Annotated in this window: 24 protein-coding genes and 1 pseudogene; 4 read left to right on the forward strand and 21 right to left on the reverse strand. The window is 38.9% G+C overall.

Features of this window, described 5'->3' with window-relative positions; all coding sequences use genetic code 11:
• Positions 1-41 precede the first annotated feature (41 nt).
• The 13 genes from N8M95_RS01665 to efeO form a co-directional block, all read right to left on the reverse strand.
• Positions 42-1,517, reverse strand: a complete 1,476-nt coding sequence (locus N8M95_RS01665) for a PTS galactitol transporter subunit IIC (RefSeq protein WP_261116479.1) — start codon at positions 1,515-1,517, stop codon at positions 42-44.
• Positions 1,518-1,564: 47 nt separating this feature from the next.
• Entirely contained in the window at positions 1,565-1,870 is a 306-nt protein-coding gene (locus N8M95_RS01670; RefSeq protein ID WP_000590547.1) for a PTS sugar transporter subunit IIB, read from the reverse strand.
• 38 nt (positions 1,871-1,908) lie between these two features.
• Complete coding sequence (locus tag N8M95_RS01675; RefSeq protein ID WP_004260657.1) at positions 1,909-2,385, reverse strand: PTS sugar transporter subunit IIA; 477 nt, start codon at positions 2,383-2,385, stop codon at positions 1,909-1,911.
• A gap of 197 nt (positions 2,386-2,582) precedes the next feature.
• Positions 2,583-3,272 (reverse strand): sugar phosphate nucleotidyltransferase, encoded by a 690-nt coding sequence (locus N8M95_RS01680; protein ID WP_261116480.1) that lies wholly within the window; start codon positions 3,270-3,272, stop codon positions 2,583-2,585.
• An 11-nt stretch (positions 3,273-3,283) separates the two neighbouring features.
• The gene (locus N8M95_RS01685) at positions 3,284-4,162 is read right to left on the reverse strand and encodes a DMT family transporter (RefSeq protein ID WP_203180420.1); all 879 of its coding nucleotides are present in this window, start codon (positions 4,160-4,162) and stop codon (positions 3,284-3,286) included.
• The gene (locus tag N8M95_RS01690) at positions 4,152-5,021 is read right to left on the reverse strand and encodes a phosphotransferase family protein (protein WP_261116481.1); all 870 of its coding nucleotides are present in this window, start codon (positions 5,019-5,021) and stop codon (positions 4,152-4,154) included. Before N8M95_RS01690 ends, N8M95_RS01685 begins: the two co-directional genes overlap by 11 nt.
• Positions 5,022-5,037: 16 nt before the next feature.
• Positions 5,038-6,060 carry a ribitol-5-phosphate dehydrogenase gene (locus tag N8M95_RS01695; RefSeq protein WP_033683788.1) on the reverse strand — a complete coding sequence of 341 codons (1,023 nt, stop codon included), beginning with the start codon at positions 6,058-6,060 and terminating at the stop codon, positions 5,038-5,040.
• Between the two features lie 4 nt (positions 6,061-6,064).
• Positions 6,065-6,772 (reverse strand): IspD/TarI family cytidylyltransferase, encoded by a 708-nt coding sequence (locus N8M95_RS01700; RefSeq protein ID WP_064276051.1) that lies wholly within the window; start codon positions 6,770-6,772, stop codon positions 6,065-6,067.
• Between the two features lie 335 nt (positions 6,773-7,107).
• On the reverse strand, positions 7,108-7,278 hold the full coding sequence (tatA, locus tag N8M95_RS01705) for a twin-arginine translocase TatA/TatE family subunit (RefSeq protein ID WP_061864669.1): 171 nt from the start codon (positions 7,276-7,278) through the stop codon (positions 7,108-7,110).
• Entirely contained in the window at positions 7,262-7,993 is a 732-nt protein-coding gene (gene tatC / locus N8M95_RS01710) for a twin-arginine translocase subunit TatC (RefSeq protein ID WP_061864670.1), read from the reverse strand. Before tatC ends, tatA begins: the two co-directional genes overlap by 17 nt.
• Positions 7,994-9,682, reverse strand: coding sequence for an FTR1 family protein (locus N8M95_RS01715; RefSeq protein WP_261116482.1), 1,689 nt, complete (start codon positions 9,680-9,682; stop codon positions 7,994-7,996).
• Positions 9,657-10,871, reverse strand: a complete 1,215-nt coding sequence (gene efeB, locus N8M95_RS01720; protein ID WP_125457968.1) for an iron uptake transporter deferrochelatase/peroxidase subunit — start codon at positions 10,869-10,871, stop codon at positions 9,657-9,659. Before efeB ends, N8M95_RS01715 begins: the two co-directional genes overlap by 26 nt.
• Positions 10,872-10,876: 5 nt before the next feature.
• Positions 10,877-11,749 carry an iron uptake system protein EfeO gene (gene efeO, locus N8M95_RS01725; RefSeq protein ID WP_125447158.1) on the reverse strand — a complete coding sequence of 291 codons (873 nt, stop codon included), beginning with the start codon at positions 11,747-11,749 and terminating at the stop codon, positions 10,877-10,879.
• Between the two features lie 184 nt (positions 11,750-11,933).
• Between efeO and N8M95_RS01730 the strand changes: the two genes are divergently transcribed.
• Complete coding sequence (locus N8M95_RS01730; protein ID WP_125447156.1) at positions 11,934-12,233, forward strand: YbaB/EbfC family nucleoid-associated protein; 300 nt, start codon at positions 11,934-11,936, stop codon at positions 12,231-12,233.
• A gap of 172 nt (positions 12,234-12,405) precedes the next feature.
• On the opposite strand, the gene N8M95_RS01735 is transcribed toward N8M95_RS01730, so the two are convergent.
• From N8M95_RS01735 to N8M95_RS01765, 7 genes are all read right to left on the reverse strand, one after another.
• Positions 12,406-13,266: a methionyl aminopeptidase gene (locus N8M95_RS01735; RefSeq protein ID WP_000631543.1), complete on the reverse strand. Its 861-nt coding sequence runs from the start codon at positions 13,264-13,266 to the stop codon at positions 12,406-12,408.
• Positions 13,267-13,281: 15 nt separating this feature from the next.
• The gene (gene spxR, locus N8M95_RS01740; protein ID WP_083979684.1) at positions 13,282-14,559 is read right to left on the reverse strand and encodes a CBS-HotDog domain-containing transcription factor SpxR; all 1,278 of its coding nucleotides are present in this window, start codon (positions 14,557-14,559) and stop codon (positions 13,282-13,284) included.
• Positions 14,552-15,103, reverse strand: a complete 552-nt coding sequence (locus tag N8M95_RS01745; RefSeq protein WP_261116483.1) for a GNAT family N-acetyltransferase — start codon at positions 15,101-15,103, stop codon at positions 14,552-14,554. The genes spxR and N8M95_RS01745 overlap by 8 nt, the downstream gene beginning before the upstream one ends.
• Before the next feature lie 15 nt (positions 15,104-15,118).
• Positions 15,119-16,378, reverse strand: a complete 1,260-nt coding sequence (locus N8M95_RS01750) for a UDP-N-acetylglucosamine 1-carboxyvinyltransferase (protein WP_261116484.1) — start codon at positions 16,376-16,378, stop codon at positions 15,119-15,121.
• A gap of 219 nt (positions 16,379-16,597) precedes the next feature.
• Positions 16,598-18,103: a pyruvate kinase gene (gene pyk, locus N8M95_RS01755; RefSeq protein ID WP_261116485.1), complete on the reverse strand. Its 1,506-nt coding sequence runs from the start codon at positions 18,101-18,103 to the stop codon at positions 16,598-16,600.
• 56 nt (positions 18,104-18,159) lie between these two features.
• A complete protein-coding gene (gene pfkA / locus N8M95_RS01760; RefSeq protein WP_000820863.1) occupies positions 18,160-19,167 on the reverse strand; it encodes a 6-phosphofructokinase in 1,008 nt (335 codons plus the stop codon).
• Between the two features lie 81 nt (positions 19,168-19,248).
• The gene (locus N8M95_RS01765) at positions 19,249-22,350 is read right to left on the reverse strand and encodes a DNA polymerase III subunit alpha (RefSeq protein WP_261116486.1); all 3,102 of its coding nucleotides are present in this window, start codon (positions 22,348-22,350) and stop codon (positions 19,249-19,251) included.
• Between the two features lie 288 nt (positions 22,351-22,638).
• Between N8M95_RS01765 and N8M95_RS01770 the strand changes: the two genes are divergently transcribed.
• The 3 genes and pseudogenes from N8M95_RS01770 (at position 22,639) to N8M95_RS01775 (ending at position 25,858) form a co-directional block, all read left to right on the forward strand.
• A complete protein-coding gene (locus N8M95_RS01770) occupies positions 22,639-24,921 on the forward strand; it encodes a Xaa-Pro dipeptidyl-peptidase (protein ID WP_227325445.1) in 2,283 nt (760 codons plus the stop codon).
• 171 nt (positions 24,922-25,092) lie between these two features.
• Positions 25,093-25,391, forward strand: a pseudogene (locus N8M95_RS09360) (Xaa-Pro dipeptidyl-peptidase); the annotation flags it as partial.
• Positions 25,388-25,858, forward strand: coding sequence for an arginine repressor (locus N8M95_RS01775; protein WP_020902899.1), 471 nt, complete (start codon positions 25,388-25,390; stop codon positions 25,856-25,858). The pseudogene N8M95_RS09360 and the gene N8M95_RS01775, both read left to right, overlap by 4 nt.
• A gap of 43 nt (positions 25,859-25,901) precedes the next feature.
• Here N8M95_RS01775 and N8M95_RS01780 read toward each other — a convergent pair whose 3' ends face one another.
• The gene (locus N8M95_RS01780) at positions 25,902-26,060 is read right to left on the reverse strand and encodes a hypothetical protein (RefSeq protein WP_001808548.1); all 159 of its coding nucleotides are present in this window, start codon (positions 26,058-26,060) and stop codon (positions 25,902-25,904) included.
• Between the last annotated feature and the right edge of the window lie 5 nt (positions 26,061-26,065).

Below are 26,065 nucleotides of genomic sequence, written 5' to 3' on the forward strand. Positions count from 1 at the left end.
CGACAACCTAGCTTTAACAATTTACATTTTATAGGAGCGCATTATTTTGCTTTTGCTGCGTACTCTTCGTTACGTTTGATCATTTGTTTTCTGTACCATGCAAAGATACCGATATAGAATACAAGGAAGACTACAGCACCAAGGATTGCTTTGATATCACCAGTTGTAGTGTTACCAATTGTCCAACCAAGAAGTTTTTCGATTGGTCCTTCAAGAGTTGAGTGAGTGATCAATTGAGTTTCGCTCACACCTGCTGGGAAGGCACCTACACCTTTAGCAAGTTCTGTTGCAAATGGTGCGATAAGTGTACCTGAAAGAAGGAAGAGTGGCAACAAGAGTGTTCCGAAGATAATCATACGGAGCAATTTACCACGAGTTACAACCAAGAGAGCTGGTGTAACACCCATAGCGATGATGCCTGCAAGTGGCAAGATACCATTTCCAACTTTTGAAAGAAGTACTGCTTCAACCAACATGATTGGTGCAAGTACGTTGGCACAAGCCCAGATTTCAGCACGACCAGCGATGAATGGCCAGTCAAGACCGATGTTAAATTTACGTCCTTGAAGACGTTTAGTAGCAACGTTTGTAATACCTTGTGAAAGTGGTTCTACGGCAGCGATGAACCATGAACCGATAAGTGAGAAGAGTTCCAAAGATACACCGGCTGTCAAACCAAGAGACAACCAACCTTTAATAACAAGTTCCCATGAAGATGCATCTTCTACTCCAGCAACTGGATGTGGAGTTCCCATCAAACCAATAACGATACCAAGAATGAAACCGATGAAGAATTTAGATCCCCAGAAACCGATTTTCTTGTTCAATTTTGCAGCGTCAAAGTCATATTTATCAAGACCTGGCAAAACTTTATCAAAAATCTTATCCAAGACCATGATAACTGGGTTCATCATGTAGTTCATGTGAGTTGAAGTCATTGGTGATGAACTTGGTGCGTTAAGAAGGTCGTCGAATGTTGGTTTCATCAAATCAGAGTTGATGATCTTCAAAATACCTACAAGTACAACTGCTGCTGTCGCGATGAAGAGTGAAACCCCTTGGCTTACACCATTGTTGTCTGCATACCATTTGATCAAAAGACCAGTGATTGACAAGTGCCAGATATCGAAGATATCGACATCAAGTGTGTCTGTTTTCTTCATTGCAAGCATCACAACGTTGACAATCAACATTACAAGCAAGAAGTAAAGTGTCCAAGCAGATCCCCAAGTGATGGTAGCAAGTGGTGCCCAACCAACGTCGGTGATGTTCAATTGAATACCAGTGTTTTCAACGAATTTCGCAAGTGATGCTGAGAAAGCTCCGTTGAGCATACCGATGATAGCACCGATACCAGTAAGGGCGATGGCGAGCTTGATACCACCTTCAAGCGCTTTGGAGAATTTCACTCCAAAAAGTAGGGCCAACACTGTCAAAATGATCAGCATGATGATAGGACCACCCATAGCCAAGATAGGTTTAAAGATATCGTTGGCCAGATTGATAATGACATCCATAATAGTTCCTCCCTTTTTATAGTTATATGAATGTTAACAAATTAAAATTAGCTTAATCCGTGTTCTTTGATAGCTGCTTCAATATTGTCAAATACTGGAGCACTCATTGCTGGGATACGGAATAAGATTGGTCCAGCTTCGATAACTGGAATACCTGGGTCAAAACCAAGATCTGTCGCAGCAATTGGTGTGAAGATGTCATAACCTTTGATAAGGTCTTCATTAACGTCTTTGACCATTACCGCATCACAGTGAACATCGAAACCGCGGTTTGAAAGTTCTTCTTCAAGAGCACTTTTAATTTGGTGGCTTGAGTTAACACCTGCACCGCAGGCAGCAAGAATTTTAATCATATGGATTTCCTCCGATTTAATATTTTTAATAGACAAGATTAAGCAATTGCTTCAGCAATATAAGCATAGATGGCTTCTGGTTCAGAAATTTTTGATAGGTCTTCAAGATGACCATTTCCAGTAAAGAAGTCCATCAACTGAGCAAGAATGTTCGTTTGACTTGAACTTGAGTTATTAATGATAAAGAAGAGTAAGGATACTTCTACTTCCTTATCTGGCGCAATCATATTGTGGAAAGTCACTGGTTTTTCTAATCGAACGACCACAACTTTTTCGGCTAGATTATGAACAATATCTGTGTGAGGAATAGCCACATTCGGCAAATCCTTACCCAAAAATTCCATATCTAAGCCAGTTGGAAATGACTTTTCACGCGTGATCAAGGCTTCACGATAAGTTGGAGTTACGATTTCACGTTCTTCCAATAAAGTTGCAACCTGATCAAAGAGATGTTCTTGATTATCCGCTTCTAAGCAAAACACAAGGTTTTTGTCAAAGAAATGATCTAATCCCATAAGGTTTTCCCTTCTTTCCATTAACTTTATGCTATAAGTATAACACTATATGAAATCGTTGTCAATGTTTTTCTGTTGTTTTTTGTTCATTTTTTGTTTTTTTTATATTTAACAACCACATTTCAAACAGTTATTAAAAATAACAAACTAAAGTGAAGTAAAAAACATCCGACTATTTCAGTCAGATGTTGGAATCTTTAATTTTCGTTTTTAAGAATTTCTTCTAATTTATGATAATCTTGGACACTATCAATCTCATAGATACTATTACCTTCTAATTCTTCGACATAGACATCTAGCTCTTTGATATTATCCTTAACCATATTGTCCCAGTAGAGATCAACAAATTCTCCACTTGCATAAGCCTTGTCGATAAAGCTGACAATCTTTTCTGCAGTTGGAGCATCCCAGAAGGATACACCACTAAGGATCCGGCCTGCCTTGCTATCAACAATAATGTCTTGAACCTTGTAGTCATCTCCATAGACCAAGAACCATTCGTTGGTACAATCTTCACGATAGACACTAAAATAAGTCGAACGTGTCAAATCATTGCGGAACATATTTTTAAAGAGATAATTGTCGGCATCAATAACATAGCTGTTAGCCAATTCTTCTTTTACAAGATAGAGAGAGTAAAAGTTATTGTAATCAGCGTATTTATCATTGAAAACGAGTCGTACTCCATATTTCTCTTTCAAGTAATCGAATTGTTCTTTAAGATAACCAACAATGATAATGATATCATGGATTCCTTTTTCTTTGAGAAACTCAATTTGGTATTCAATCAGAGGTTTTTGATTAACCTGAACTAAGGCTTTAGGGGTCTTTTCAGTCATAGGACGCAAGCGAGTTCCCAAGCCCGCTGCTAAGATGATGGCTTTCACACGAATCTCCTTTATTCTTTAATAATAATATAAACTCCAGCAATGACGACAAGTGACGTAATAATTGTCAGCATATCTAGCGGTGCACCCAAGAAAACAACTGCAAACAAGACAGTCCAAACTACATAACTCACGTTCAAGCCTGTAGCTTTAGCAGGTTGCAAGCGATTGATAGCGATATAATAAGCCAAGTAGGAAATCATATCAAAGGCTGCAAAGACAATCATAAGACCTAGCAATTGTCCATTGGCCACTTCTGAAAATGATTGATGAGAGAAGAGCACAATCACAAGATAGGACAAGAATGAAGTCACTTGACGGATTAAGAGGGCTTCGATTTCACTTAATTCACTTTCCATAGCAAAGGAGCTAAGGACACTTTCACTCCCCCATGCAATGGCACAAACCAAAGCACAGAGAATCCCAATGTAGAAGGAATTGACCTGTTCAACCTTATAGGTCTGGGCAATAATCCCTGCAATAATCAAAACAATCCCAAACACAGTATTTTTTGAAATCTTGTGCTTCAAAAAGAAGAAAGCCAATAAAACTGAAACTGCCGGGTAGATAGCAGATACAGATGAAGCTAAGGAACTTCCAATATACTTAACTGCATAAAGATTGGCCTGCATACCGATAGGGCCTGCTAATAAGGCTCCGATAATAACACTAACATTGCGAATATTTAAGAAAATTGAGAGACGAACTTTTCCTTCTTTTATCAAAAGAAAAGCTAGTAAGATAAAGATACTCAAGAAATCGTGAGCAGCAGCCACCACAAAGGGCGATAAATCTGTAAAAATCGAAAAGATATAAGCACTAATCGTTAGACCTAACCCCCAGAAAATACCTGAGAGTAGACCAAAAGAAACTCCATTTTTAGTTTTCATCTGAACCTCCATAATAAGCCAAACCTTTAACAGCTCTTTGGTAACGACTTACACCATAGTCACCAAAATCTGCGCCTTGCTCTTCCTTATAGATAGTCCATAGACTCCAAATAGTATCTTGTAAAATTTTATAAATAGTAATCTTTTCTCGAGAGACAGGTGTTTGGTCACTCTCATAGTAAGATAAGAAGGCTTCTTCCTCTTGGAGAGTGAATTCAGACTCTAAAAAGAGAGCAGCCAAATCCCACATTGGATCATTCATTGATGAATATTCCCAGTCAATCAGATATAGACGTCCTTGAGGTGATTCGATAAAGTTTTCAGGCACCAAATCGATATGACAAGATTTTCTGTCAACACCTAAGTCAGCCAGTCTTTTCTCTAAGGAGAAGACTTCTTCTCGAACTGCTTCATAGTTGGCATAAGGGATTTTCCCTTCAATCAAGGATTCGTATTTTTTGATTTCTTCAAAAGGAGCAAATTCTCCTCTTAATTCCTTACCGGACGCATGAATAGTTTGTAAAATTGGAGAAATTTTATCGAACTTTGTCTTGATTGACGTTGAATCAAGCGTAATCGCAGATTCGATATACTCATTTACTTTGATACCAGCTTCAATATCAAAAAGATAATTTTTTACATCTAAATCTAAATCTTTTAGTAGTTCAAGATTGTACTTTTCATCTTGACGATTAATCAGTTTTTCTGTCCCTTTACCAAAGAATTTAACAATGTATTGCTTATTTGTTGTTTTGGCCAAATAGTTTTGATTGGTCATTCCCCCCAGTTGTTCAACACTGAGGACTTCTTCTTCTTGACTAAGTAAGGAAAAAATTTTTTCTTTAATGATTTTCTCCACAATTAACCTCCAGGACTTATACTTCCCACTTAAACACTGTTTTAAAGGCTGTGTTTAAATCGGTAGCAAAGACACGGTGAATATCTTTAATTTCTCTTACAGGTTCTTCTAGATAAAGGATATTTTTAAGACGATTGGCAAATTTCTTGACTTCCATCATTTGGATTGCATTTTCAAAATCAATGCGACCAGAGCGAGAGGAACCAACCAAGAGCAAGCCTTTTTCTAAGGCATCGCGTGTATTGATGTTAACTTTATACTCACTAACTCCCATCATAAGAATCGTTCCTTGAGGACGAATATAGCGAATCAAGTCATTAATGGCTGGTCCAGTACCATCACCACCACAACACTCAAAAGCATGGTCAAAGGCCAAATCTTCAGGAATATTGTCAGTAATATAGCATTCTTTGGCAAAAGAGAAAAGTTCCAATTTTTCCCAATGACGACCAATAACCACAATCTCTGCTTCTGGCAAAGTATAGTTGATAATATTGGCAACCACAAAAGCTAAACTTCCATCTCCGATAACGGCGATTCGATCCCGCTTGCTATGAGCAAGGGTCAATAAGCGATTCATGGCATGCATACCAACACTGACAAACTCTGTAATGGCTGCAACCGTATCTTCAATAGCATCATAAGCCACCACACGGTCTTTAGGAAGAGAAACAAATTCTCTCATAAAGCCATCAAAGCCACTAGACAAGAAGTGGGTCCCTGTCATGTAGTTTTCATAGAATTCTTCATCACTCTGCATAGGAGGCTGATTGGGAATCATGACAACTTTTTGACCAACTTCATAGGTTCCTGTTGGGTCAGAAATAACGGTTCCACATGACTCGTGAATCATTGCCATTGGAAGTTTTTTATTCAAAATCTTTGGATCACGTTTTCCTTGATAGTAACGCTGATCCGCATGACAGACCGCCATATAATTAGGGCGGATGAGGATATGATTCTCTTGATCAATAGCCTCTTCCTGGTATTTGACATTGATAAACTTAGGCTTTGTTAGTTGGTAAATTTGATTAATCATTTTATTACTCTTCCTCAATCATGCTTTTTGCAATCTTCAGATCTGTTACTGTAGTAATTTTCAGATTTGAATATTCACCCTTAGCCAAGGCTACATTTTTTCCTTTGATCACAAAGATTTTACATGCATCTGTTAAGATTTCTTTCTCTTCGGCAGAGAGAGAACCGTAAAGGTCCATGAAGTCCTTACAACGGAATGTTTGAGGTGTTTGTCCTTGATAGAGGTGAGCACGATTTGGAATATCTGTAATAAATTGACCGTTAGTGCTTTCAACGATAGTATCAACCGCTTCCACCACTGTGTCCACTGCGTCATGATTTTGAGCAAGTTTGATATTGTCTTGAATCATGCGAAGCGTAATGAATGGACGAACAGAATCGTGGGTAACAACGATATCCTCTGGAGTAAGCGGACGATAAGCATCGATGGCTTCAATGATTTTCTCAATACTCGTATTACGGTCAGCACCACCTTTTGTAATGATGATACGATCCTTATGAAGGGGCAGATATTTATCTACAAGATCCTCTGCATGGGAAACCCAGTCTCCATGAACCCCAACTACAATTTTTTCAATGCTTGGTTCCAAGACAAATTTTTCAATTGTATGAACCAAGATAGGTCGATCACCTAGCTCTAAAAATTGTTTTGGCAAGTTACTGATTCCCATACGTGTGCCAGTTCCACCGGCAAGAATTCCTGCATAAATCATCTATTTTCTCCTTTGTCTTACTAAAAAACTTATTCTCTCTATTATACCACAATCTAGTCCTATCATAAAAGAAATACTAGTCATCCCGTTCTAGAATAGGAGGATTAAGGAGTTCTATTATTCAAAGAAACTAATCCATTTCTAGTAGTGACTAGGAATTCAATAGTCATTACTAATAAATGGCTGTGAAATTTTAGAGTTCTTCAGAATAATATAGTTTTCTTAAAGAAAACTTAAATTTATATTTTCTTAATACAAGAAAAAGCTAGGAAATGGTAAATTGTCTGACAGAGACACACTTCCTAACTTATTATTTTTAGTAAAACTCACAAGTCTTACTCTTCCTTATCTTGATTTTCTGCTCCTTTAACTGCTTTTTTAAATTCAGATAGCATTTTACCAATTGACTCGCCTAGTTCAGGCAATCGTTTTGGTCCAAAAATCAATAGAGCTCCTAAAACGATAATAATCAATCCTGGTGCTCCGATATCACGTAAGATTCCCATTTCTCTCTCCTTTCTGCTTGCGTTTCATAATGTGTTTGCTGATAGCAATACTCAACTCATAAAGTAAAATCAAGGGGGCAGTCATTGCCAAATCGCTGACAAAGTCAGCTGGTGTTAAGATGACTGCAAGTACCAATAAGATAAAATAGGCATATCGGCGATAAGTAATCAATAATTCTGGCCCAATGAGTCCAATCGACGTCAAAAAGGCAATGATAACTGGCAATTCAAAAATCAGGGCCAAGGGCAAGGTCGTTTGAAAAACAAAGGACAGATAATTTTGGGCTGTTAACTGCGTTTCAAACAGTCCCTCTCCCAACCCTAATAAAACCTGAAGTAAGGTTGGTGTTACAAAGTAAAAACCAAAAGCCAGTCCAACTAGAAAACAAAGGAAACTAGCTGGAATATAGGCAAAAATAGCTCTAGCTTCTTCCTTCTTTAAACCAGGTTTAATGAAAGACCAAATATGATACACCGTGTAAGGTAGGGTGATAGTAAAGGCCATCAGACTAGCTAAGCGTATGTAAATCCATAAAATATCATTTGGACCTAAAACAATCAACTTTTGCTGAAAAGATTGGGTCACATACTGGTAAATCTGGTCTGCAAAAAGCAGAGAAACACAGAATACCAAAAAGAAACAAATGACTACTGCCAATAATCTCTTTCTAAATTCTACCAGATGTTCAACGATTGTCAATTCTTTTCTATCCATTTATTTTTCACCCTGTCTGAAAGTGACAATCAAGACAATAATGGCAAAGAGTAGCTGGCTGGCCAAACCTTCCCAACTTGGGTAAATTCCAAGTAAGTCGATAGTTGGAAAGCCTGTCAGCAAGTGATTTGGTGCCATATTGGTCAACTGAAGAGCATGGATACTAACTCCAAGCATCTTGAATGCCAAAGCATAAATCATCCAAGTAAGGATAAAGAAGACCTTATGAGGCAGGAAGAATTGACTAGCCTTGTTCATCACAATGGCAATAACTACTAGAATCAGCAAGGCAAGTGAAATTCCCAAGACAAATTCAAAGCTAGAAATTCTTGGTAAAATCCCAACATAAAAGAGAATGGTTTCTGCTCCCTCACGGAAAACAGCTAGGAAACTGAGGGCAAACATGGAAATAAAGGAACCTGTCTTGGTCACTGTTTCCATTTGTGACTCCATAAAGGTATTCCATTTTTTGACCGAGGATTTGCTGTGAAGCCAGATTCCAATCAAAATCATCATAGCTACTGCAAAAATCCCCACTGCTCCTTCGATGATTTCACGATTGGAGCCTGATGTGACTGCTGGAAAAGCAATTTGCAGGATGAAAGCAATGACCAGACTGGCCATAATTCCGGTGATAGCACCACCATAAACCCACTTGAGTCCCTTTCGCATCTTAGCTGCTTTCAAGGTCGTTACCAAGGCCATAACGATTAAGAGAGCCTCTACTCCTTCTCTTAGGAGAATGAGCATAGCATCAAAGGCATTGTAACGTGCACTGGTATCAATTTGTGATAAATCTGCAATCAGTTTTTCTAATTTTTCTTGGTATTCCTTTTCGCTTCCCTTGACCATAATCACAGGGCTTTCGCTTTCCACTCGAGTATAGAGGGAAGGATTGGTCGTGCTAACAGAGCCCTCAATCGTTGGCCAGATAGTGATGAATTCCTTCATACTAGCTGCTCCTGCTACTTGGTCACCAGCTTGGAATTGTTCCAAAGCCTTTGTCAAAAGGGCAATGCCGTCTTTGAGAGTCAAATCAGAAGATGTTGCTACGACTTCTTTTCCAGTTACAAAATCATCAATAGCCTTTTTAAAGTCTTCAAAGGAAGTCTGAATCGAGTTAAAATCTGTAGGTTCGGTTTCCATACTACTACGCAAGAAGGATATGGCTGTTTCAACACGTCCATAATGGGCCGTACTATTGTCACGAACCACACTTTCATTAATGGTCCAAGTAGAATTCATTTTCTTAAAGGCTTCTCGAACCTTTTCCAAATCTTTGGAGGCAATAGCCTGTTCCAGGGCTTCAAAACGAGGACTTAGACGGTTCACCAATTTTTCTTTTTCCGCATCTAAGTCAACAGGATTTTGTTCTTTTTCAAAGGCTAACAGGGCTGCAGAAATTTCGGTGAGTTTGTCTTCAGTAATCTCGCCTGATTGAGCTAACTTTTCCTTAACGACTTTACCAGCCTCAGAATTGCTGTCTTCTACTCTTTCAAAGTCTATTGCTATCTCCGTAACGAGTTTCTTAGCCTCAGACTGATTCCCATTTTTCACTGCTTTAGACGCATCTGTGATTTTCACAAAGTAAGAACTCAGACTTTCTTGGGCACCTACTGGGGAAAGAATTAAAAGTGACAAAGTTAAAACCAAGAACCAGCTTTTAGCCTTCCAATAATTTCTGACCAATGTAGCCTCCTTTCTCCACACCACCAAAGCAAGCAAAGAGTCCACTACCGATGTGAGTGATGTATTCATTCATCTTATCTGTAGCACCTAGATTGGTTTGAACCTTAACAAAATTATCAGGATCCTTCTGGAAAGAAATGAAAAGCAAGCCCGTATCAAACTGACCAGTTTTTTCATCAATCCCATCTGAGTAAGAATAAGAACGACGCAAAAGTGGTTTCTCCACTTCCTTGGCCAAACGGACATGCGAATCATCAGGCAAAAGACTCAAATCCACTTCATCAAACTCATTTTTCTTACCAAAGGGGGCACCACTTTCCTTGTAACGACCAAAAGTATTTTCTTGTTCTTCAAGACTGGTGCGATCCCAGGTCTCTAAAAACATCTGAATCCGACGAACTGCCATATAAGAACCATTTTCCATCCAGTCCTTACTATCAGCCCAGATGACGCGGTCAAAATCTTTCTCTTTGCTTGGATTTGCTGTTCCATCCTTAAAACCAAAGAGGTTACGCGGTGTCTCCATTCGATCTCCGATAGCTGCAAATCCAGACTGACTCCAACGAAGGGTCACTGCATTTCTCCCCTTACGGATGAGATTGCGAATAGCGTGAAAGGCAACTTGCTCATCATCGGCACAAGCCTGAATCACAATATCTCCACCTGTATATTTTTCACGCAATTGCTCTTTAGGAAAAGGCGGTAAATCCCTGAACACTTGAGGACGCTTATTTTCCAAGTTCATCTTTTTCAAGAAACTGGCAGACACACCAAAAGTCAGCGTTAAACGATGAGGATTGAGCCCGACTGTTTCACCAGTATCGCTCGGAGGCAAGAGAGTATTTTTCCCATCTTTTTTGACCAATTCCCCCTCGACCAATTTGGCACTATAATCCGTCCAATCCTTAAACAACTGGATAATCTTATCCTTATCCGTCGTATGCAAGTCCAAGACCACAAAATAAATATTCTTTTGCATGGGCGTACTAATCCCAGCTTGATGCTTGCCATAAAAAGCAATTTTTTCATTTCCGTACGAGATTTTTTCCTGACTTCCTAGCTTAGGTGCGAAAAAAGCAGAAGCACCAGAGAGTCCTAGCGCTAAACCAGCCCCTCCAATCCCTGCTTTTTTTAGAAATTCTCGACGGTCCATTTTCTTCTCAAAAAACTTTTCGTCTTTTTCAGTCATGACTCTTATTCTCCACTAAGAAATTTACCCATTTGTGACAGAGGTTCACCAAGTTTTGTCACTGCTTCTGACAATTCTTTGGTATCTTCTTTTGTCAAATCAGTATAGAGCTTGTAGTGTTCCTTGTCGATCATGTGTTTGTCCAACAAGCTATTAACAGATTTGAAATCTGCTTCCAATTCTTTAACTAGGTTAGCGTCTGATTTTTCAAGCAAAGGTTTAAAGAGTTGGAAAATCTTCTCAGCTCCCTCAATATTGGCACGGAAGTCATACAAGTCTGTATGAGAATAAACTTCCTCTTCACCTGTAATCTTGCTTGTCGCTACTTCATTGAGCAAGTCAACTGCCCCAGTCAACATAACCTTGTAGTCCACATCTACAGTTGCAATCTTGGCTTTCAATTCCTTGATATCATTTACCAACTGATCGCCGTAGCTTTCAGTTCCTTTAGTTGTATTGTCTTCCCAAAGGATACGCTCGATACGGTGGAAACCTGACCAACCTTCTTCTGTCTTGTTTTCGTCCATGTAGTCTGCCAAACGGAAGTCAATCTTGACATCTGACTCACCAAAACTTTCAGCAATTGGTTCTGAACGCTCATAGGACATACGAATCAGTGGATAAACTTTCTTAGCCTCTTCTAATTTGCCTTCTTTCAACAATTTGACAAAGCCTTCCGTATCTGTCAACAGTTTATCGATTTGCTCTTGCACAAAAGTTTTATAGTCAGAAGTGGCCTTATCAAGCATTTTTTGCTTGTCTTCAGACAAGGCTGTCACCTTGGACGAATCACTTGTGTTGCTTGGCTTAGATTGATTATTAGCACAAGCTGTCAATAGCAAGGCTGAAGATAAAAGGACAAAACCTAGTTTTTTCATTGTTTACTCCTATTGGTTCAGGAAACCTGAATTAATTTTACGTTTCATTATACCATGTTTTCACTCATTTTTCAATAAATTTTCAGACAATTTAATATTGAGTAACTTATACTAATAATAGACTTTTATCCTCAAAATTGATAAAATAGGAAAGAAAATAAGATAAAAGGAAACTGAAATCACCATGATGAACATGCAAAACATGATGCGTCAAGCACAAAAACTTCAAAAACAGATGGAACAAAGCCAAGCTGAGCTTGCTGCTCTGCAATTTGTTGGCAAATCTGCTCAAGACCTTGTTCAAGCGACCTTAACTGGAGATAAGAAAGTTGTCAGCATTGACTTCAATCCAGCTGTCGTTGACCCTGAAGACCTTGAAACTCTTTCTGATATGACCGTTCAAGCCATCAACTCTGCTCTTGAACAAATCGATGAAACTACCAAGAAAAAACTAGGCGCTTTCGCTGGAAAATTACCATTCTAAGCATAAGAAAAAGGCTCTTTAATATCTGTAGGTAAGTCCCCCTACAGATAATATAGAGCCTATTTTGTTGTCTTGAAAATATCTGAAAATATCAAATCAATGCTTCTATTTAATATGAAAAAGCCTACTGGATTTTTTCAAAATGAACATCCAGTAGCCTTTTCACTTTTTATTAATAAGTTCCTTCTTCTCCTTGGCTAGTCAAGATTACCGGACCATCCTTAGTAATGACAAATTGGTGTTCATATTGGCAAGATAGGCCACCGTCAATGGTCTTATGCGCCCAACCGGTCTTCATATCTGTATCAATTTCCCAGTCACCTGTATTGATCATTGGTTCAATAGTCAAGACCATTCCTTCACGGAGACGAAGCCCACGACCTGCAATACCATAGTTAGGAACCATTGGTTCTTCATGCATAGTTGGGCCAACACCATGACCAACCAAATCACGCACTACACCGTATCCACGACTTTCAGCGTATTCTTGAATAGCCGCACCGATATCACCGATACGATTTCCAACAACAGCCTGCTCAATCCCCTTGTACATAGCTTCTTTAGTTACATCCATCAAGTTTTTCACTTCTTCGGACGGTGTACCAACAGCATAAGCCCAACATGAGTCTGCTAAACCACCAGAATAGCTCTGAGTGTATTTTTTCATTTGTTCCACATTGTTGAAGTTTAATTTTGAGACATTCAGGTCAGATTTAGCAATTGGACCTCCCAAAACCATGTCAACCTTGAGCAAATCACCATCTTTCAAGATATAGTGACGAGGGAAAGCATGAGCCACTTCATCATTAAGAGAGCAACAGGTAGCATAAGGATAGTCCATCATTGCACCGTCAACTCCAATCTGAAGCGGAAGGAAATTTTCTTCCTTGCAACGACGTCGGACATACTCTTCAACTTCCCACATATCTACGCCAGGCTTAATCAAATCACGCAAGCCGATATGAATACTTGCTAGAAAGTCACCTGCCTTATCCATAGCTTCGATTTCACGAGCTGATTTTAATGTTATCATTTTTTCTCCTAGTTTCTAATTAATTTTAACGGTTACATTTGCCTTTGAAACAATCTGATGACCATGATAAATATCGTAGTCAATAATAGCCGACCGTCTTGTATGATGGATAATGCGTGCTTGAATGCGCAATATATCATCTATCTGAACAGCCTGCAAAAAGTAAATCAGCATCTGCTCAATAATGAGATTTCGACCACTATTAACAACTAAATCTTGGGTCATGTGGGTCAAAATTTCTGCCAATACACCATTAGCCAAAACACCGTTCTTCTCAAGCATAAAGGGTTCCACTGTAATGACTACTTCATCATGATGATAAGAAAGTTTTTGTCCAATCTGCTCAGAAAAAGTAGGTAGAGCAGAAACTTGGGAACGACTCATCTTCTCCATGACATCTCGTCTAGTTACAACCCCAAGCAAGGTTTGATTACTTCGAATAACTGGTACCATTTCAAAGTCTTCAGCAATCATCCGTTGACTCACATTGGCAATATTTGTCGATAATCCAACTAAAAATAGACTACGAGACATGACCTTATCAATTGTCGTACTTGGCGATTTATCACCAGCGTCTCTCATGGTTACAACTCCAACAACAACCTGATGTTGATTAATAACAGGGAAACGACTGCTACGATTCTTACGTACCAAGTCCAAATAATCTTTAACTGTGTCAGTCTCTCTCAGAAAACCATACTCATGACTCGGACGGTACAGTTTCTCAACTGTCAAAATATCTGTTTTGATTTGAACATTTGACAAGGCTTTATTGATCATGGTCGCGACAGTGAAAGTATCATGCTTGCTTCTCAGAACAGGAATCCCTTTTTGATTAGCCAGTTTTAGCACATCATCATGGACCTGAAATCCACCTGTAACTAGAACTGCATTTTCATTTTCCAAAGCTAACAACTGAATACGGGTTCGGTCTCCGACAATCAAGAGTCCCCCATCATGAAGATAAGATAAGATATTTTGCTCAGTCATGGCACCGATTGAGAACTTACTAAACTCTCTCTCTAAACCTTCTTGACCAGCCAGAACCTCAGAAGAAGTCACTTCTGCAATTTCAGCAAAAGTTAATCTTTCTATAGCCACTTTCTGAGATTTAACACGGATAGTACCACTTCTTGGACGAGTCTCTACAATTCCACGATTTTCAGCTTCTTTAATGGCCCGATAAGCCGTTCCATCACTGACTCCCAGATGATTCGAAATACTACGAACACTGACCCTTTTACCAACGGGTAATTCTTCCAAATAGCTTAGAATTTCTTGGTGTTTACTCATTAATTTCTCCCTTTACAAAGCGAAACTCAAGATAATCACGCATTTTCTTTGTATAGCGATCACTTCCTTTAAACTGACGAATCAATCGAAATCCAGACTTGAGAGCAACCCGTTGGCTAGCTTCATTTTCAAGATGAGTAATGATAGATAATTGCTTTAAACCAAATTCCTCAAAAGAAAGTTGGCAAAGTTTTCTTACAACTTCTGTCATAAAACCTTGACACCATATATCTTTTCTCAAAAAATAACCAAGTTCTGCTTCTTTTTTAATTTCATCTAGCTTCTCAAACTTAATTGAACCAATCATTTTTTCAGTTTTCTTATCACAAATAGCCCATACACCTAAAGGAGCCTTCATAAAATAATTGGCCAGTGCATATTGACTCTCTTCCAGACTAGCTTGACTTGGAAAAATGAATTGTAAATTTTCTGGATTTGAAGCTATATCATGGAAGTCCTTACTATCACTAAAAAAGAAAGGACGCAAATACAAGCGATCCGTTTCAAAAAAAGAAAACATTGCTAATTTGGTCCAAATATTCATAAACACCTCTACGGTTTAATCCTCAACAAGTGTAATATCAGCTCCTAGATTACGTAATTTTTCAATAATATCTGAGTAACCACGTAAAATGAACTCAATATTTGTTATTTCAGTTTTACCTTCAGCCATCAGTCCAGCAATGACAAGTGCGGCCCCAGCTCTAAGATCAGTAGCTTTAACACTTGCCCCACGCAAACCACGTCCACCAGTATATAAAATATGGTCGTTTGTAGTCGTAATATCTGCGTTCATCTTTGCTAGTTCAAAAACATGGTTTACACGTTTCTCATAAATTGTATCAATAATGGTTCCACGCCCCTCTGCTGTTAACAGAAGAGGAGTAATTGGTTGTTGCAAGTCAGTAGCAAAACCTGGATAAGGAGCTGTCTTAATATTGATTGCTTTCAAATTAGACTGTTCCTCAACAAAAATGCTGTCTTCAGATACAGTCATTCGTACTCCCATTTCTTCCAACTTAGCAATAAATCCTTCTAAGTGTTCATAAAGAACATTATTAATACGAATTCCCTTACCAACTGCAGCAGCTAAGGAAATGTACGTTCCCGCTTCAATACGGTCTGGAATCACCTGATGACGCGTTCCATGTAATCTGTCAACACCATCAATAATGATAATATTGGTTCCAGCACCACGGATATGAGCCCCCATATTATTCAAGAGAGTAGCAACGTCAATAATCTCAGGTTCTCGGGCTGCATTTTCAATAATAGTACGACCATTTGCTTTAACCGCAGCAATCATTGTATTAATCGTCGCACCTACACTTACCGTATCCATGTAAATACTTGCACCATGAAGTCCCACATCTTTAGCAGATAACTTCATGTTATCACCCTCGTAGCTAACAGTGGCTCCCATAGCTTCAAAAGCCTTAAGATGTAAGTCAATAGGACGTGGTCCCAAATCACATCCACCAGGTAAACCAACTGTAGCTTCTCCAAAGCGACCTAAAAGACTTCCATAAAAATAATAAGATGCACGAAGACTATTGATTTTCCCATAAGGCATTGGAATATTTTGAACACCTCTTGGATCAATCTCTAACACATCGTCATAACGCTTAACGGTAGCACCCATCAATTCCATAATTTCGACAAGACTAGCAACATCCGAAATATCTGGAACACAATCCAAAGTCACAACATCATCTGCCAAGATAATAGCTGGAATCAAAGCTACAACACTATTTTTTGCACCACTAATGGTAATCTCACCTTGCAGGGGCAAGCCACCATTGATAACAATTTTTCTCATTTTAAATTTTTAATACTCTTTCAAAATTTCTAAAAAGGTCCTGTGTTAAAGTATACCATAATTTCACCTTTTTTTCCATCATTTTCAATTATATTAGCTGAATCGTATTTGTATTAACTGGCCTTTTTTAAAAAGTTTTGCCCCTTATTTGCCCCCTGCTACAAAAAAACCTATCATACAGGCTAGAAAGCTTGATATGATAGGCTTTTTTCATTTTAATTAACGTACTGTACGGATACGCATTGTATTTGTACGTACAGCTTCTCCAACTGGTACACCAGCTACGATAACGATATCGTCACCAGATTGTACAAGACCTGCTTCAACTGCTTTACGTTCAGCAATTTCGAACATATCATCAGTTGATGATGGAGCATCTGTCAACATTGGGATAACACCCCAGTTCAACATCAATCCACGTTCTGTCAATTCGTCGAATGTCAATGCCAAGATGTCAGCATTTGGGCGGTATTTAGAGATCAAACGTGCAGTGTGACCTGTCTTAGTAAGAGTTACAACCAATTTAATGTCCATTGAGTTAGTAGCATCTTTAACAGCTGAAGCCATTACTTCTGTCTTAGAGTTACGTTCAAATGAATCTGAGTTCAAACGACCGTATTCGTTAAGAAGAGTTTGAGCGTTCTTGTCGATTGTAGCCATTGTAGTTACTGACTCAAGTGGGTATTTACCGTTTGCAGACTCACCTGAAAGCATTGTAGCATCAGTACCGTCGATAACAGCGTTGAATACGTCTGATACTTCTGAACGAGTTGCACGTGGTTTTTCTGTCATTGTTTCAAGCATGTTTGTTGCAGTGATAACAACTTTACCTGCAGCATTGACTTTCTTGATGATCATTTTTTGGTAAACTGGAACCATTTCGAATGGTACTTCGATACCCATGTCACCACGAGCGATCATGATACCATCAGCAGCTTCGATGATTTCATCCAAGTTGTCGATACCTTGTTGGTTTTCAATTTTAGCGAACAATTGAACATGTCCATTTCCAGTTTCTTTACAGATTGCACGAACTTCGTTCACGTCTTTTGCAGTACGTACGAATGAAATCGCGATGAAGTTGATACCTTGTTCAAGACCGAAGCGGATATCATCGTTATCGCGTTCAGCAAGTGCTGGGAAAGGAATTTTAGTGTTAGGGATGTTAACACCTTTTTGTTTAGCAATTACGCCATCGTTTTCAACTTCAACTTCAAATTCACGAGTTGCATCATCTTTAGCAACCACACGAAGACCAAGTTTACCATCGTCAACCAAAACTTGACGACCAACTTCAACATCATCATAGATATCAAGAGCACCAGCAACGTTCAATGCAATCACATCACGAGTTGATTTGATTCCCTGTTTAGTTGCAACACGGATTTTCTCACCAGTTTTGTATGAATACTCTTTAGCTTCACCTTCGAACAATTCTGTACGGATTTCTGGTCCTTTTGTATCAAGAAGGAAACCAACTTTTTTACCTGCAAGTTTTTCTGCAAGTTTAACAGTTGCCATACGCTCACCTTGTTCTTGGTGGTCACCGTGTGAGAAGTTGAAACGGAATGTGTTAGCACCAGCTTCAATCAATTTGGCAATGTTTTTAGCTGAAGCTTCAACATCAAGTTTTTCACCCCAGTATCCGTCATCACCAAATTTTTTACCACCACGGATTTCTACCGCAGGTCCCAAAGTTGCAACGATTTTTACACGTTTATTCATGATTTTTGTGACTCCTTTATATATGACCTTTTTGGTCTTATTAACTAAATTATAAATTATGACAAGCTCTTATTCAAGCTAGATAGCTCAAGGTCAGCCTTGTGTGGGTTGTTAACCACAATCTTACCATCTGCAGTAAGGCTAAACAATGCTCCTTCTTCTGCAGTTCCAAGAATTGGGTTTTCAACCATTTTCTCGTTACGGATACCAACCGCAACACCACCGATACCTTCTTTAAGAAGTTTAACAGCATGGGCACCCATACGTGACGCCAAAACACGGTCACGCGCAGTTGGAGAACCACCACGTTGAATATGTCCAAGTTCTGTCACACGAAGGTCGCTTGTATCCCCAGCTTCTTTTAGTTTTTGACCAAATTCAGCTGCAGACATTACACCTTCTGCCAAGACGATGATGTTGTGTTTTTTACCACACTCATAACCACATTTAATGCTTTCTACGATATCTTCAATCTTGAAGCCTTCTTCAGGAATGATGATTTCATCAGCACCAGTTGCGATACCTGCCCAAAGAGCGATATCACCTGCGTTACGTCCCATAACTTCGATAACAAAAGTACGACGGTGACTTGATGACGTATCACGAATCTTATCGATAGCATCCATAGCAGTCGTAACCGCTGTGTCAAAACCGATTGTGAAGTCAGTACCAACGATATCGTTATCGATTGTACCTGGAAGACCGATAGCTGGGAAGCCATGCTCAGTCAAACGCATAGCACCGTGGTAAGATCCGTCACCACCGATAACAACTACACCTTCAATCCCGTGTTTTTTCAATTGCTCAATCCCTTTAAGTTGCCCTTCAAGTTGAGCGAACTCTGGGTAGCGAGCTGAGTGAAGGAAAGTACCACCACGAGAAATGATGTCTCCTACTGAAGCTGCATCTAGGGGATGAATTTCACCGGCAACCATACCAGCATATCCGTCATAGATACCAAACACTTCCATTCCTTCTGAAATTGCTTGACGAACAACTGCACGGATGGCAGCGTTCATACCAGGGGCGTCTCCACCACTAGTCAAAACAGCAATACGTTTCATATTGGTTATGCTCCTTTTTCTTTTAACATTCTTACTGATTATACCACATTTACGTTGAAAATTCTTCTATTTTCCGTAATTTTAGCGATAAATCGTTTTCATAACGATTCCATTCAATTTCGCCTCTAATTCATCAGATTTAGCTACAAAATGGTTTGGAGAAACAATTGTTCTCTGCTCCTCTTCATACCTGATAATGACTGGGATTGGGCCTTTATACTGGTCTAAAATACGTGACATTTCTTGATCCGAGTCATGATTTTTCACCTGAATCCAAAAGCGCTCAGCCACTGCTTCTCTTATTTCTTGTGCAATCATTTGCAGACGACCGTCACGTGACTGGACTTTCCCTTTAATATAGTAGAAGGCTCCTTCTCTTACTTCCTGCCCAACCTGTCGATATAAATCTGAAAAGAGGGTAACATCAAATTTTTTCTTACTGTCATCCACCTGTAAGAAAGCCATATTTTCACCTTTTTTGGTACGAATTACTTTTATCTTCTGAACCTCAACCAAGATAATAGCATAGCTATTTTCTGATAAATTACTAATAGGAGTAATCGGATAAATGGCCTTACTTGCAATAGATTGTAGTGGATGTTTGCTGACGCCTACTCCTAGAAGCTCTTGTTCCATGTAGAATTTTTCTTGCTCCGACCAGTCCTCCGAATCTTGCCAACTATAGATGGTCTCTCCAAATAAGCTTCCTAATACTTTCACAAATTCAAATAGATTAGCTAAATTATTGAATACTTTTTGACGATTTTTTTCAAATGAATCGAAAAGACCAACTTTTACCAAAGGTTCCAGCAAGGGAAGTTTCAAATAATTCTCAGGTAGTTTAGCTAAAAAATCTTCAATATTAGAATAAGGTCTATGTTCAATAATCCAAAGCGCCAAATCCTTGCTGAGCCCCTTAATCGATTTCAAACCTAGATAGATAGACTTGTTGGCAATTTTATCGTGATAGGGAATAGTATTGATGGACAATGGGGCTACTTCAAAACCTGCTTCTAAGGCATCTGTTACATAATCACTATTGGCAGAATTCAACATGACCTGATAAAAAATAGCTGGATAATGTGTTTTGAAATAAGCCAATTGGAAGGCCAAGGCTGAGTAGGCATAGGCGTGTGACCTGTTAAAACCATAACCTGCAAACTTCTCCATAACATCAAAAACCTGCTCTGCTTTTTCCGCAGTATGACCAGCTTCTATGGAGCCATGAATAAAGGAAGCCCTCATCTCATGCATAGCAGAGGCATCCTTTTTACCCATAGCTCGACGCAAAATATCAGCCTTCCCAAGACTAAATCCAGCAAATCGCTGAGCAACCTGCATAACCTGCTCCTGATAGAGCATAATGCCATAAGTTGGAGCCAAAATATCCTCAAGTGCTGAATCTAGAACCGTCACTTCTTCCTGCCCATGTTTTCTTGCCACAAAATTATTGATGTAGTCACTAGCACCTGGTCGATTTAGGGAAGTAGTTGCTACGACATCTTCAAAACAGACTGGCTGAACACGCTTGAGCAAGCGAATGGCACCAGGTTGCTCAAATTGAAAGATACCTTTTGTATTACCAGAGGCAAATAAAGCTAACGTTTCTTTATCTTCCAAATCAATCTCGTTGATAACTATCTTAACACCTTCTGTTTCAGCAAGCAACTCTTGCATCTTCTGGACAAAGGTCAAATTTCGTAGCCCCAGAAAATCCATTTTCAAAAGTCCACTAGCTTCAACTCCATGAGCATCATACTGAGTCAGTGGAATTTCGTCACCATGCTTTAGAGGGATGTAATTGGTCAAATCTTGGTCACTGATTACAACACCAGCCGCATGGACAGAGGTTTGTCTTGGATAGCCCTCTATCTTGCAAGCAATTTCAAAGGCTTTTTGATATTCTAGCTTACTATTGATTTGCTGACGAAACTGAAGGTTCCCTTCATAGGCTGACTTAAGATTATCACGAAAACTGATTTTCTTGGTAATTGCAGATAATTCATACTCTGGCACACCAAAACGTTTTAAGACATCTCGAAGAGCTTGCTTAGCACCAAAAGTAGAAAAGGTAACGATTTGAGCCGCATGTTTACTGCCATATTTATTACCAACATATCTGATAAAATCTGGACGATAAATATCAGGAATATCGATATCAATATCAGGCATAGTATAACGTTCACGATTGAGGAAGCGTTCAAAAATCAGATTCTTCTCTACTGGGTCAATCCCTGTAATGTCTAAAGCATAGGAAACCAAGCTACCTACTGCAGAACCCCGTCCCATTCCCATATAATAGCCATTCGAACGTCCAAAACGCAACAAATCCCAGACAACCAAGAAATAATCGTCAAAGCCCATATCATGAATAACAGCCAATTCTTGGTCTAGACGGTCTTGATATTCTTTACCAGTCACCCCCTTCTGAACAAGCCCCAATTCAGCGCGTTCTCTCAATTCTTCTACTGCTGGTCTAGCAGGATTAAAGCGAGGCAGTTTTAGACTAGTATCCAAGTCATAAGAAATGCCTGAAATAAGCTTTTCTAAATTGTCCAAGGCTTGAGGAAAACGTTCTTGGAATAGTTTCTCTAAAGAACTTGCTGATATAAAGACATCTTGTCGTGAGCGCAAGGGAACTTCTCTAAGGGAGAGATTTTCTTTAATCGCTGTTAAAACTTGCAGAATTTCTCTATCCTTACTTTCAAAGGCATTGACCCGACATAGTGGCAAAATTGGATGGTGAAATTCGCTGGACAGTGTTTCTGGGTAAACCCCTATATAGTAATCACAGCCTAGATTTAACAACTCAAGTTCTTCAAAATAAGGCACAATTACAGCAATATCTTCAAGATACTGAGACAGAACCGACCAAGTTTTCTCCCCCTGCATCTTAGCTGTTGAAAGTTTCATCAACTGCTGGTAGCCCACACTAGATAGAGCTAAAAAGCGCAGATTCACATCTTTATCATCTACAAGGACATTCATTTCAAGCCCTAACAAAGGATGAATTCCATATTTTTTTGTAACCTCTAGAAAGTCGAAAGCCCCATAAAGATTGTCAATATCCATCATAGCCAGATGAGTGTATCCATAGTCTTTTGCAACTCTCACATACTTGTCGATTGAAATGACACTCTCCATAAAACTATAGACTGTTTTTGTATCTAGTTGTGCGATCAATTTACACTTCTCCTCTATCGTTCTCACTATATTATACCATTTTCTTTAAATTTCTATTAGTATTACTGATGCTTTAATATCTAATAACTAAAATCATAGTTGACTAGACGATCCTTGCCCGATTTTCAACAGAATCGCTAATATTTTTGTATTTAAGCTTATCATTTTACATGTTTATTTCATAAGTACTTATTTTTATTTATTATAATTTCTGTTAATTTTTATAGTTTCTTTTCTCTCTATTTTTTGATATAATAACCTTAATATATTTCATAAATAGGAGGTTTTATGCGTTTTAATCAATTCAGCTATTTTGCGCTACCTAGAGATACAATTATCTTTGAATTAAAAAAGTATGGATTCGATTTACCGGTCAACATTACAAATAAAAAAACGCTTGAAGCGTTTCTTATTCGTTTCTTTTTTAATTACAAAGATAGCACCTATCCCCTATCCAGTTTAGCAGTTGATAAAGAAACTGACTTACTGACATTTTTTCAGTCAGACAAAGAACTGACTGCAGATATTTTCTATACTGTAGCCTTTCAACTCTTAGGTTTTTCCTACTTGATTGACTTTGAAGACAGTGATGTTTTTCGTAAAGAGACTGGTTTTCCCATTGTATATGGTGACTTGATTGAAAATTTCTATCAGTTACTCAATACTCGCACCAAAAAGGGAAATACTCTTATCGACCAACTTGTCAGTGACGGTCTTATTCCTGAGGATAATGACTATCACTACTTTAACGGTAAGAGTTTGGCTACTTTTTCTAGCCATGATGCCATTCGAGAAGTCGTTTACGTTGAGTCTCGTGTCGATACTGACCAAAAAGGTCTTCCAGACTTAGTCAAGGTTAGCATTATTCGTCCTCGTTTTGATGGAAAAATCCCTGCTATCATGACAGCCAGTCCCTATCATCAGGGAACAAATGACAAGGCTAGTGACAAGGCTCTCTACAAGATGGAGGGCAATCTCGAGGTTAAACCTGCTCACAAGATTGAGCTAGAGGAACCTCAACTAAATCTCGTCCAACCTCAAGGTCAAGCTGAGCTTGTGTCAGAAACTGAGGAAAAGCTAACGCACATCAACGCTAGCTATACTCTCAACGACTACTTCCTTCCACGAGGTTTTGCCAATCTGTATGTCTCAGGTGTTGGTACCAAAGACTCTACTGGTTTCATGACTAACGGAGACTACCAGCAAATCGAGGCTTATAAAAATGTCATCGATTGGCTTAATGGCCGTTGCCGTGCTTTTACTGACCACACGCGCCAACGTCAAGTCAAGGCTGACTGGTCAAATGGAAAAGTAGCTACAACTGGACTTTCCTATCTAGGTACCATGTCCAATGGTCTTGCGACTACAGGTGTAGATGGTTTAGAGGTTATTATTGCCGAGGCTGGTATTTCTTCGTGGTACAACTACTACCGTGAAAACGGTCTGGTAACTAGCCCAGGTGGTTATCCAGGTGAGGACTTTGACTCCCTTGCAGAACTAACCTACTCTCGTAATCTCTTGGCTGGCGACTATATTCGTGGTAATGAAGATCACCAAACTGACTTAGAAAAAGTAAAAAAGCAGTTAGATCGCAAATCTGGTGACTATAATCAGTTTTGGCATGACCGCAATTATCTGCTCAATGCTCATAAGGTAAAGGCAGAGGTTGTCTTTACTCATGGTTCACAGGATTGGAATGTCAAACCACTTCATGTTTATCAGATGTTTCACGCCCTTCCTGATAATATAAATAAGCACCTCTTTTTCCATAATGGTGCCCATGTTTATATGAATAACTGGCAGTCCATTGATTTCCGTGAGTCCATGAATGCCTTATTGACTAAGAAATTACTGGGAGAAGATACAGATTTTCAACTCCCTACTGTCATTTGGCAGGATAATACAGCTCCTCAGACTTGGTTATCACTTGATACCTTCGGTGAGCAAGATAACTTTGAAACATTCTCACTTGGTCAAGAAGAGCAAGTTATTCAAAACCAGTACTCAGATAAAGATTTTGAGCGTTATGGTAAGACATACCAGACCTTCAATACAGAACTTTATCAAGGGAAAGTCAATCAGATTACTATTGACCTTCCTGTAACTAAAGACATTCACTTGAACGGTCGAGCTCAACTCAATCTTCGTATCAAATCCAGTACAAACAAGGGTCTCTTATCAGCCCAACTACTGGAACATGGACAAAAGAAATACCTACAACCTTATCCAGCTGTTTTAAGTGCTAGAACCATTGACAACGGTCGCTACCACATGTTGGAAAATCTTAACGAATTGCCTTTTCGTGAAAATGCACATCGCGTCGTGACAAAAGGCTACCTCAATTTGCAAAATAGAAATGATTTACTGTTAGTAGAGGATATTAAGGCAGATGAATGGATGGATATCCAGTTTGAACTGCAACCAACTATTTACAAGTTAAAAGAAGGAGATACTCTTCGTTTAGTCCTCTATACTACTGACTTTGAAATCACCATCCGTGACAATACTGACTACCACCTGACTGTCGATCTTGAACAGTCTACACTTCTCTTACCTTGTCAAAAGGTATGATATCAGACTTTCAATATGGAAGATTTCCACTTAAACAGTTGAAACAAACATAAACTTGGTATCAAATGCAATCCCGATATAGGCTTATGATAGGTCTACACGGAAGCTTTGACAAAAGATACTAAAACCCTAACCAACATGTGTACTCATTAATAATACTCGCTACCAGACCACATGTTGAAAAATCTTTGTGAATTAACATTAATCATAAATTCACAATAAGTCGTGACAAAAGGCTACCCTAATTGAATGATTTACTGTTAGTAGAGGACACCAATGTAGATAAACGGATAGATACCCAATTCATCTACACTCAACTAGTGACAAGTTAAAAGAGTGGGATTTTCTCCATTTAGTCCTATACTACTGACTTTGAAATCATCATACGTGACAATACCGCTTACCACCCGACTGACGATTTCGTTCCGTCCACGCTTTCTGTACCCAGTACAAGGAGTAACATTTTATGAATAAATCTGAACACCGACACCAACTCATACGAGCTCTTGTAACGAAAAACAAGATTCATACTCAAGCTGAGCTACAAGCTCTTCTTGCCGATAATGATATTCAAGTTACACAAGCTACACTTTCGAGAGATATTAAAAGTATGAACCTCTCAAAAGTACGTGAAGAAGACAACTCTTACTACGTGCTCAATACAGGCTCTATCTCAAAATGGGAGAAACGTCTCGAAATCTACATGGAAGATGCTCTTGTCTTGATGCGTCCCGTTCAACACCAAGTCCTCCTTAAAACCCTTCCTGGACTTGCGCAATCCTTTGGTTCTATCATTGATGCATTAAGTTTCTCTGACGCTATCGCTACTCTCTGTGGTGATGATGTCTGCCTTGTCATCTGCGAAGATGCAGAAGCTGCTCAAAGATGCTTTGAAGAACTGAAAAAATTCGCTCCACCATTTTTCTTTGAAGAATAAGAAAATTCCGTGTCTGATGTGGCACGGAATTTTGTTATATTCTTTACTGAGATGGATTTTCTTTTTTAGTTCGTGCTAATCTCAGGGCACGATTTGGATTGAGACGATTAAATAGTTCTTCCAATTTCTTTTCATTCCAAACATCTGCGGCAGAAACGAAATTACCATCCGCATCTCGGAAAGATATCGGTTTATCTCCCATATCAG

It is taken from the genome of Streptococcus mitis, from assembly GCF_946190325.1.
Classification (GTDB): domain Bacteria; phylum Bacillota; class Bacilli; order Lactobacillales; family Streptococcaceae; genus Streptococcus; species Streptococcus mitis_CF.

What these genes read in the sequence shown, in the direction of transcription:
- N8M95_RS01675 (WP_004260657.1), bottom strand. Translation starts at nt 2,385, where the DNA reads ATGGGATTAGATCATTTCTTTGACAAAAACCTTGTGTTTTGCTTAGAA.
- tatC (WP_061864670.1), bottom strand. Translation starts at nt 7,993, where the DNA reads ATGGATAGAAAAGAATTGACAATCGTTGAACATCTGGTAGAATTTAGA.
- N8M95_RS01770 (WP_227325445.1), top strand. Translation starts at nt 22,639, where the DNA reads ATGCGTTTTAATCAATTCAGCTATTTTGCGCTACCTAGAGATACAATT.
- N8M95_RS01670 (WP_000590547.1), bottom strand. Translation starts at nt 1,870, where the DNA reads ATGATTAAAATTCTTGCTGCCTGCGGTGCAGGTGTTAACTCAAGCCAC.
- efeO (WP_125447158.1), bottom strand. Translation starts at nt 11,749, where the DNA reads ATGAAAAAACTAGGTTTTGTCCTTTTATCTTCAGCCTTGCTATTGACA.
- N8M95_RS01775 (WP_020902899.1), top strand. Translation starts at nt 25,388, where the DNA reads ATGAATAAATCTGAACACCGACACCAACTCATACGAGCTCTTGTAACG.
- N8M95_RS01735 (WP_000631543.1), bottom strand. Translation starts at nt 13,266, where the DNA reads ATGATAACATTAAAATCAGCTCGTGAAATCGAAGCTATGGATAAGGCA.
- pfkA (WP_000820863.1), bottom strand. Translation starts at nt 19,167, where the DNA reads ATGAAACGTATTGCTGTTTTGACTAGTGGTGGAGACGCCCCTGGTATG.
- N8M95_RS01695 (WP_033683788.1), bottom strand. Translation starts at nt 6,060, where the DNA reads ATGATTAATCAAATTTACCAACTAACAAAGCCTAAGTTTATCAATGTC.
- N8M95_RS01685 (WP_203180420.1), bottom strand. Translation starts at nt 4,162, where the DNA reads ATGAAAACTAAAAATGGAGTTTCTTTTGGTCTACTCTCAGGTATTTTC.
- pyk (WP_261116485.1), bottom strand. Translation starts at nt 18,103, where the DNA reads ATGAATAAACGTGTAAAAATCGTTGCAACTTTGGGACCTGCGGTAGAA.
- N8M95_RS01780 (WP_001808548.1), bottom strand. Translation starts at nt 26,060, where the DNA reads ATGGGAGATAAACCGATATCTTTCCGAGATGCGGATGGTAATTTCGTT.
- N8M95_RS01745 (WP_261116483.1), bottom strand. Translation starts at nt 15,103, where the DNA reads ATGAATATTTGGACCAAATTAGCAATGTTTTCTTTTTTTGAAACGGAT.
- tatA (WP_061864669.1), bottom strand. Translation starts at nt 7,278, where the DNA reads ATGGGAATCTTACGTGATATCGGAGCACCAGGATTGATTATTATCGTT.
- N8M95_RS01750 (WP_261116484.1), bottom strand. Translation starts at nt 16,378, where the DNA reads ATGAGAAAAATTGTTATCAATGGTGGCTTGCCCCTGCAAGGTGAGATT.
- N8M95_RS01730 (WP_125447156.1), top strand. Translation starts at nt 11,934, where the DNA reads ATGATGAACATGCAAAACATGATGCGTCAAGCACAAAAACTTCAAAAA.
- N8M95_RS01665 (WP_261116479.1), bottom strand. Translation starts at nt 1,517, where the DNA reads ATGGATGTCATTATCAATCTGGCCAACGATATCTTTAAACCTATCTTG.
- efeB (WP_125457968.1), bottom strand. Translation starts at nt 10,871, where the DNA reads ATGACTGAAAAAGACGAAAAGTTTTTTGAGAAGAAAATGGACCGTCGA.
- N8M95_RS01700 (WP_064276051.1), bottom strand. Translation starts at nt 6,772, where the DNA reads ATGATTTATGCAGGAATTCTTGCCGGTGGAACTGGCACACGTATGGGA.
- spxR (WP_083979684.1), bottom strand. Translation starts at nt 14,559, where the DNA reads ATGAGTAAACACCAAGAAATTCTAAGCTATTTGGAAGAATTACCCGTT.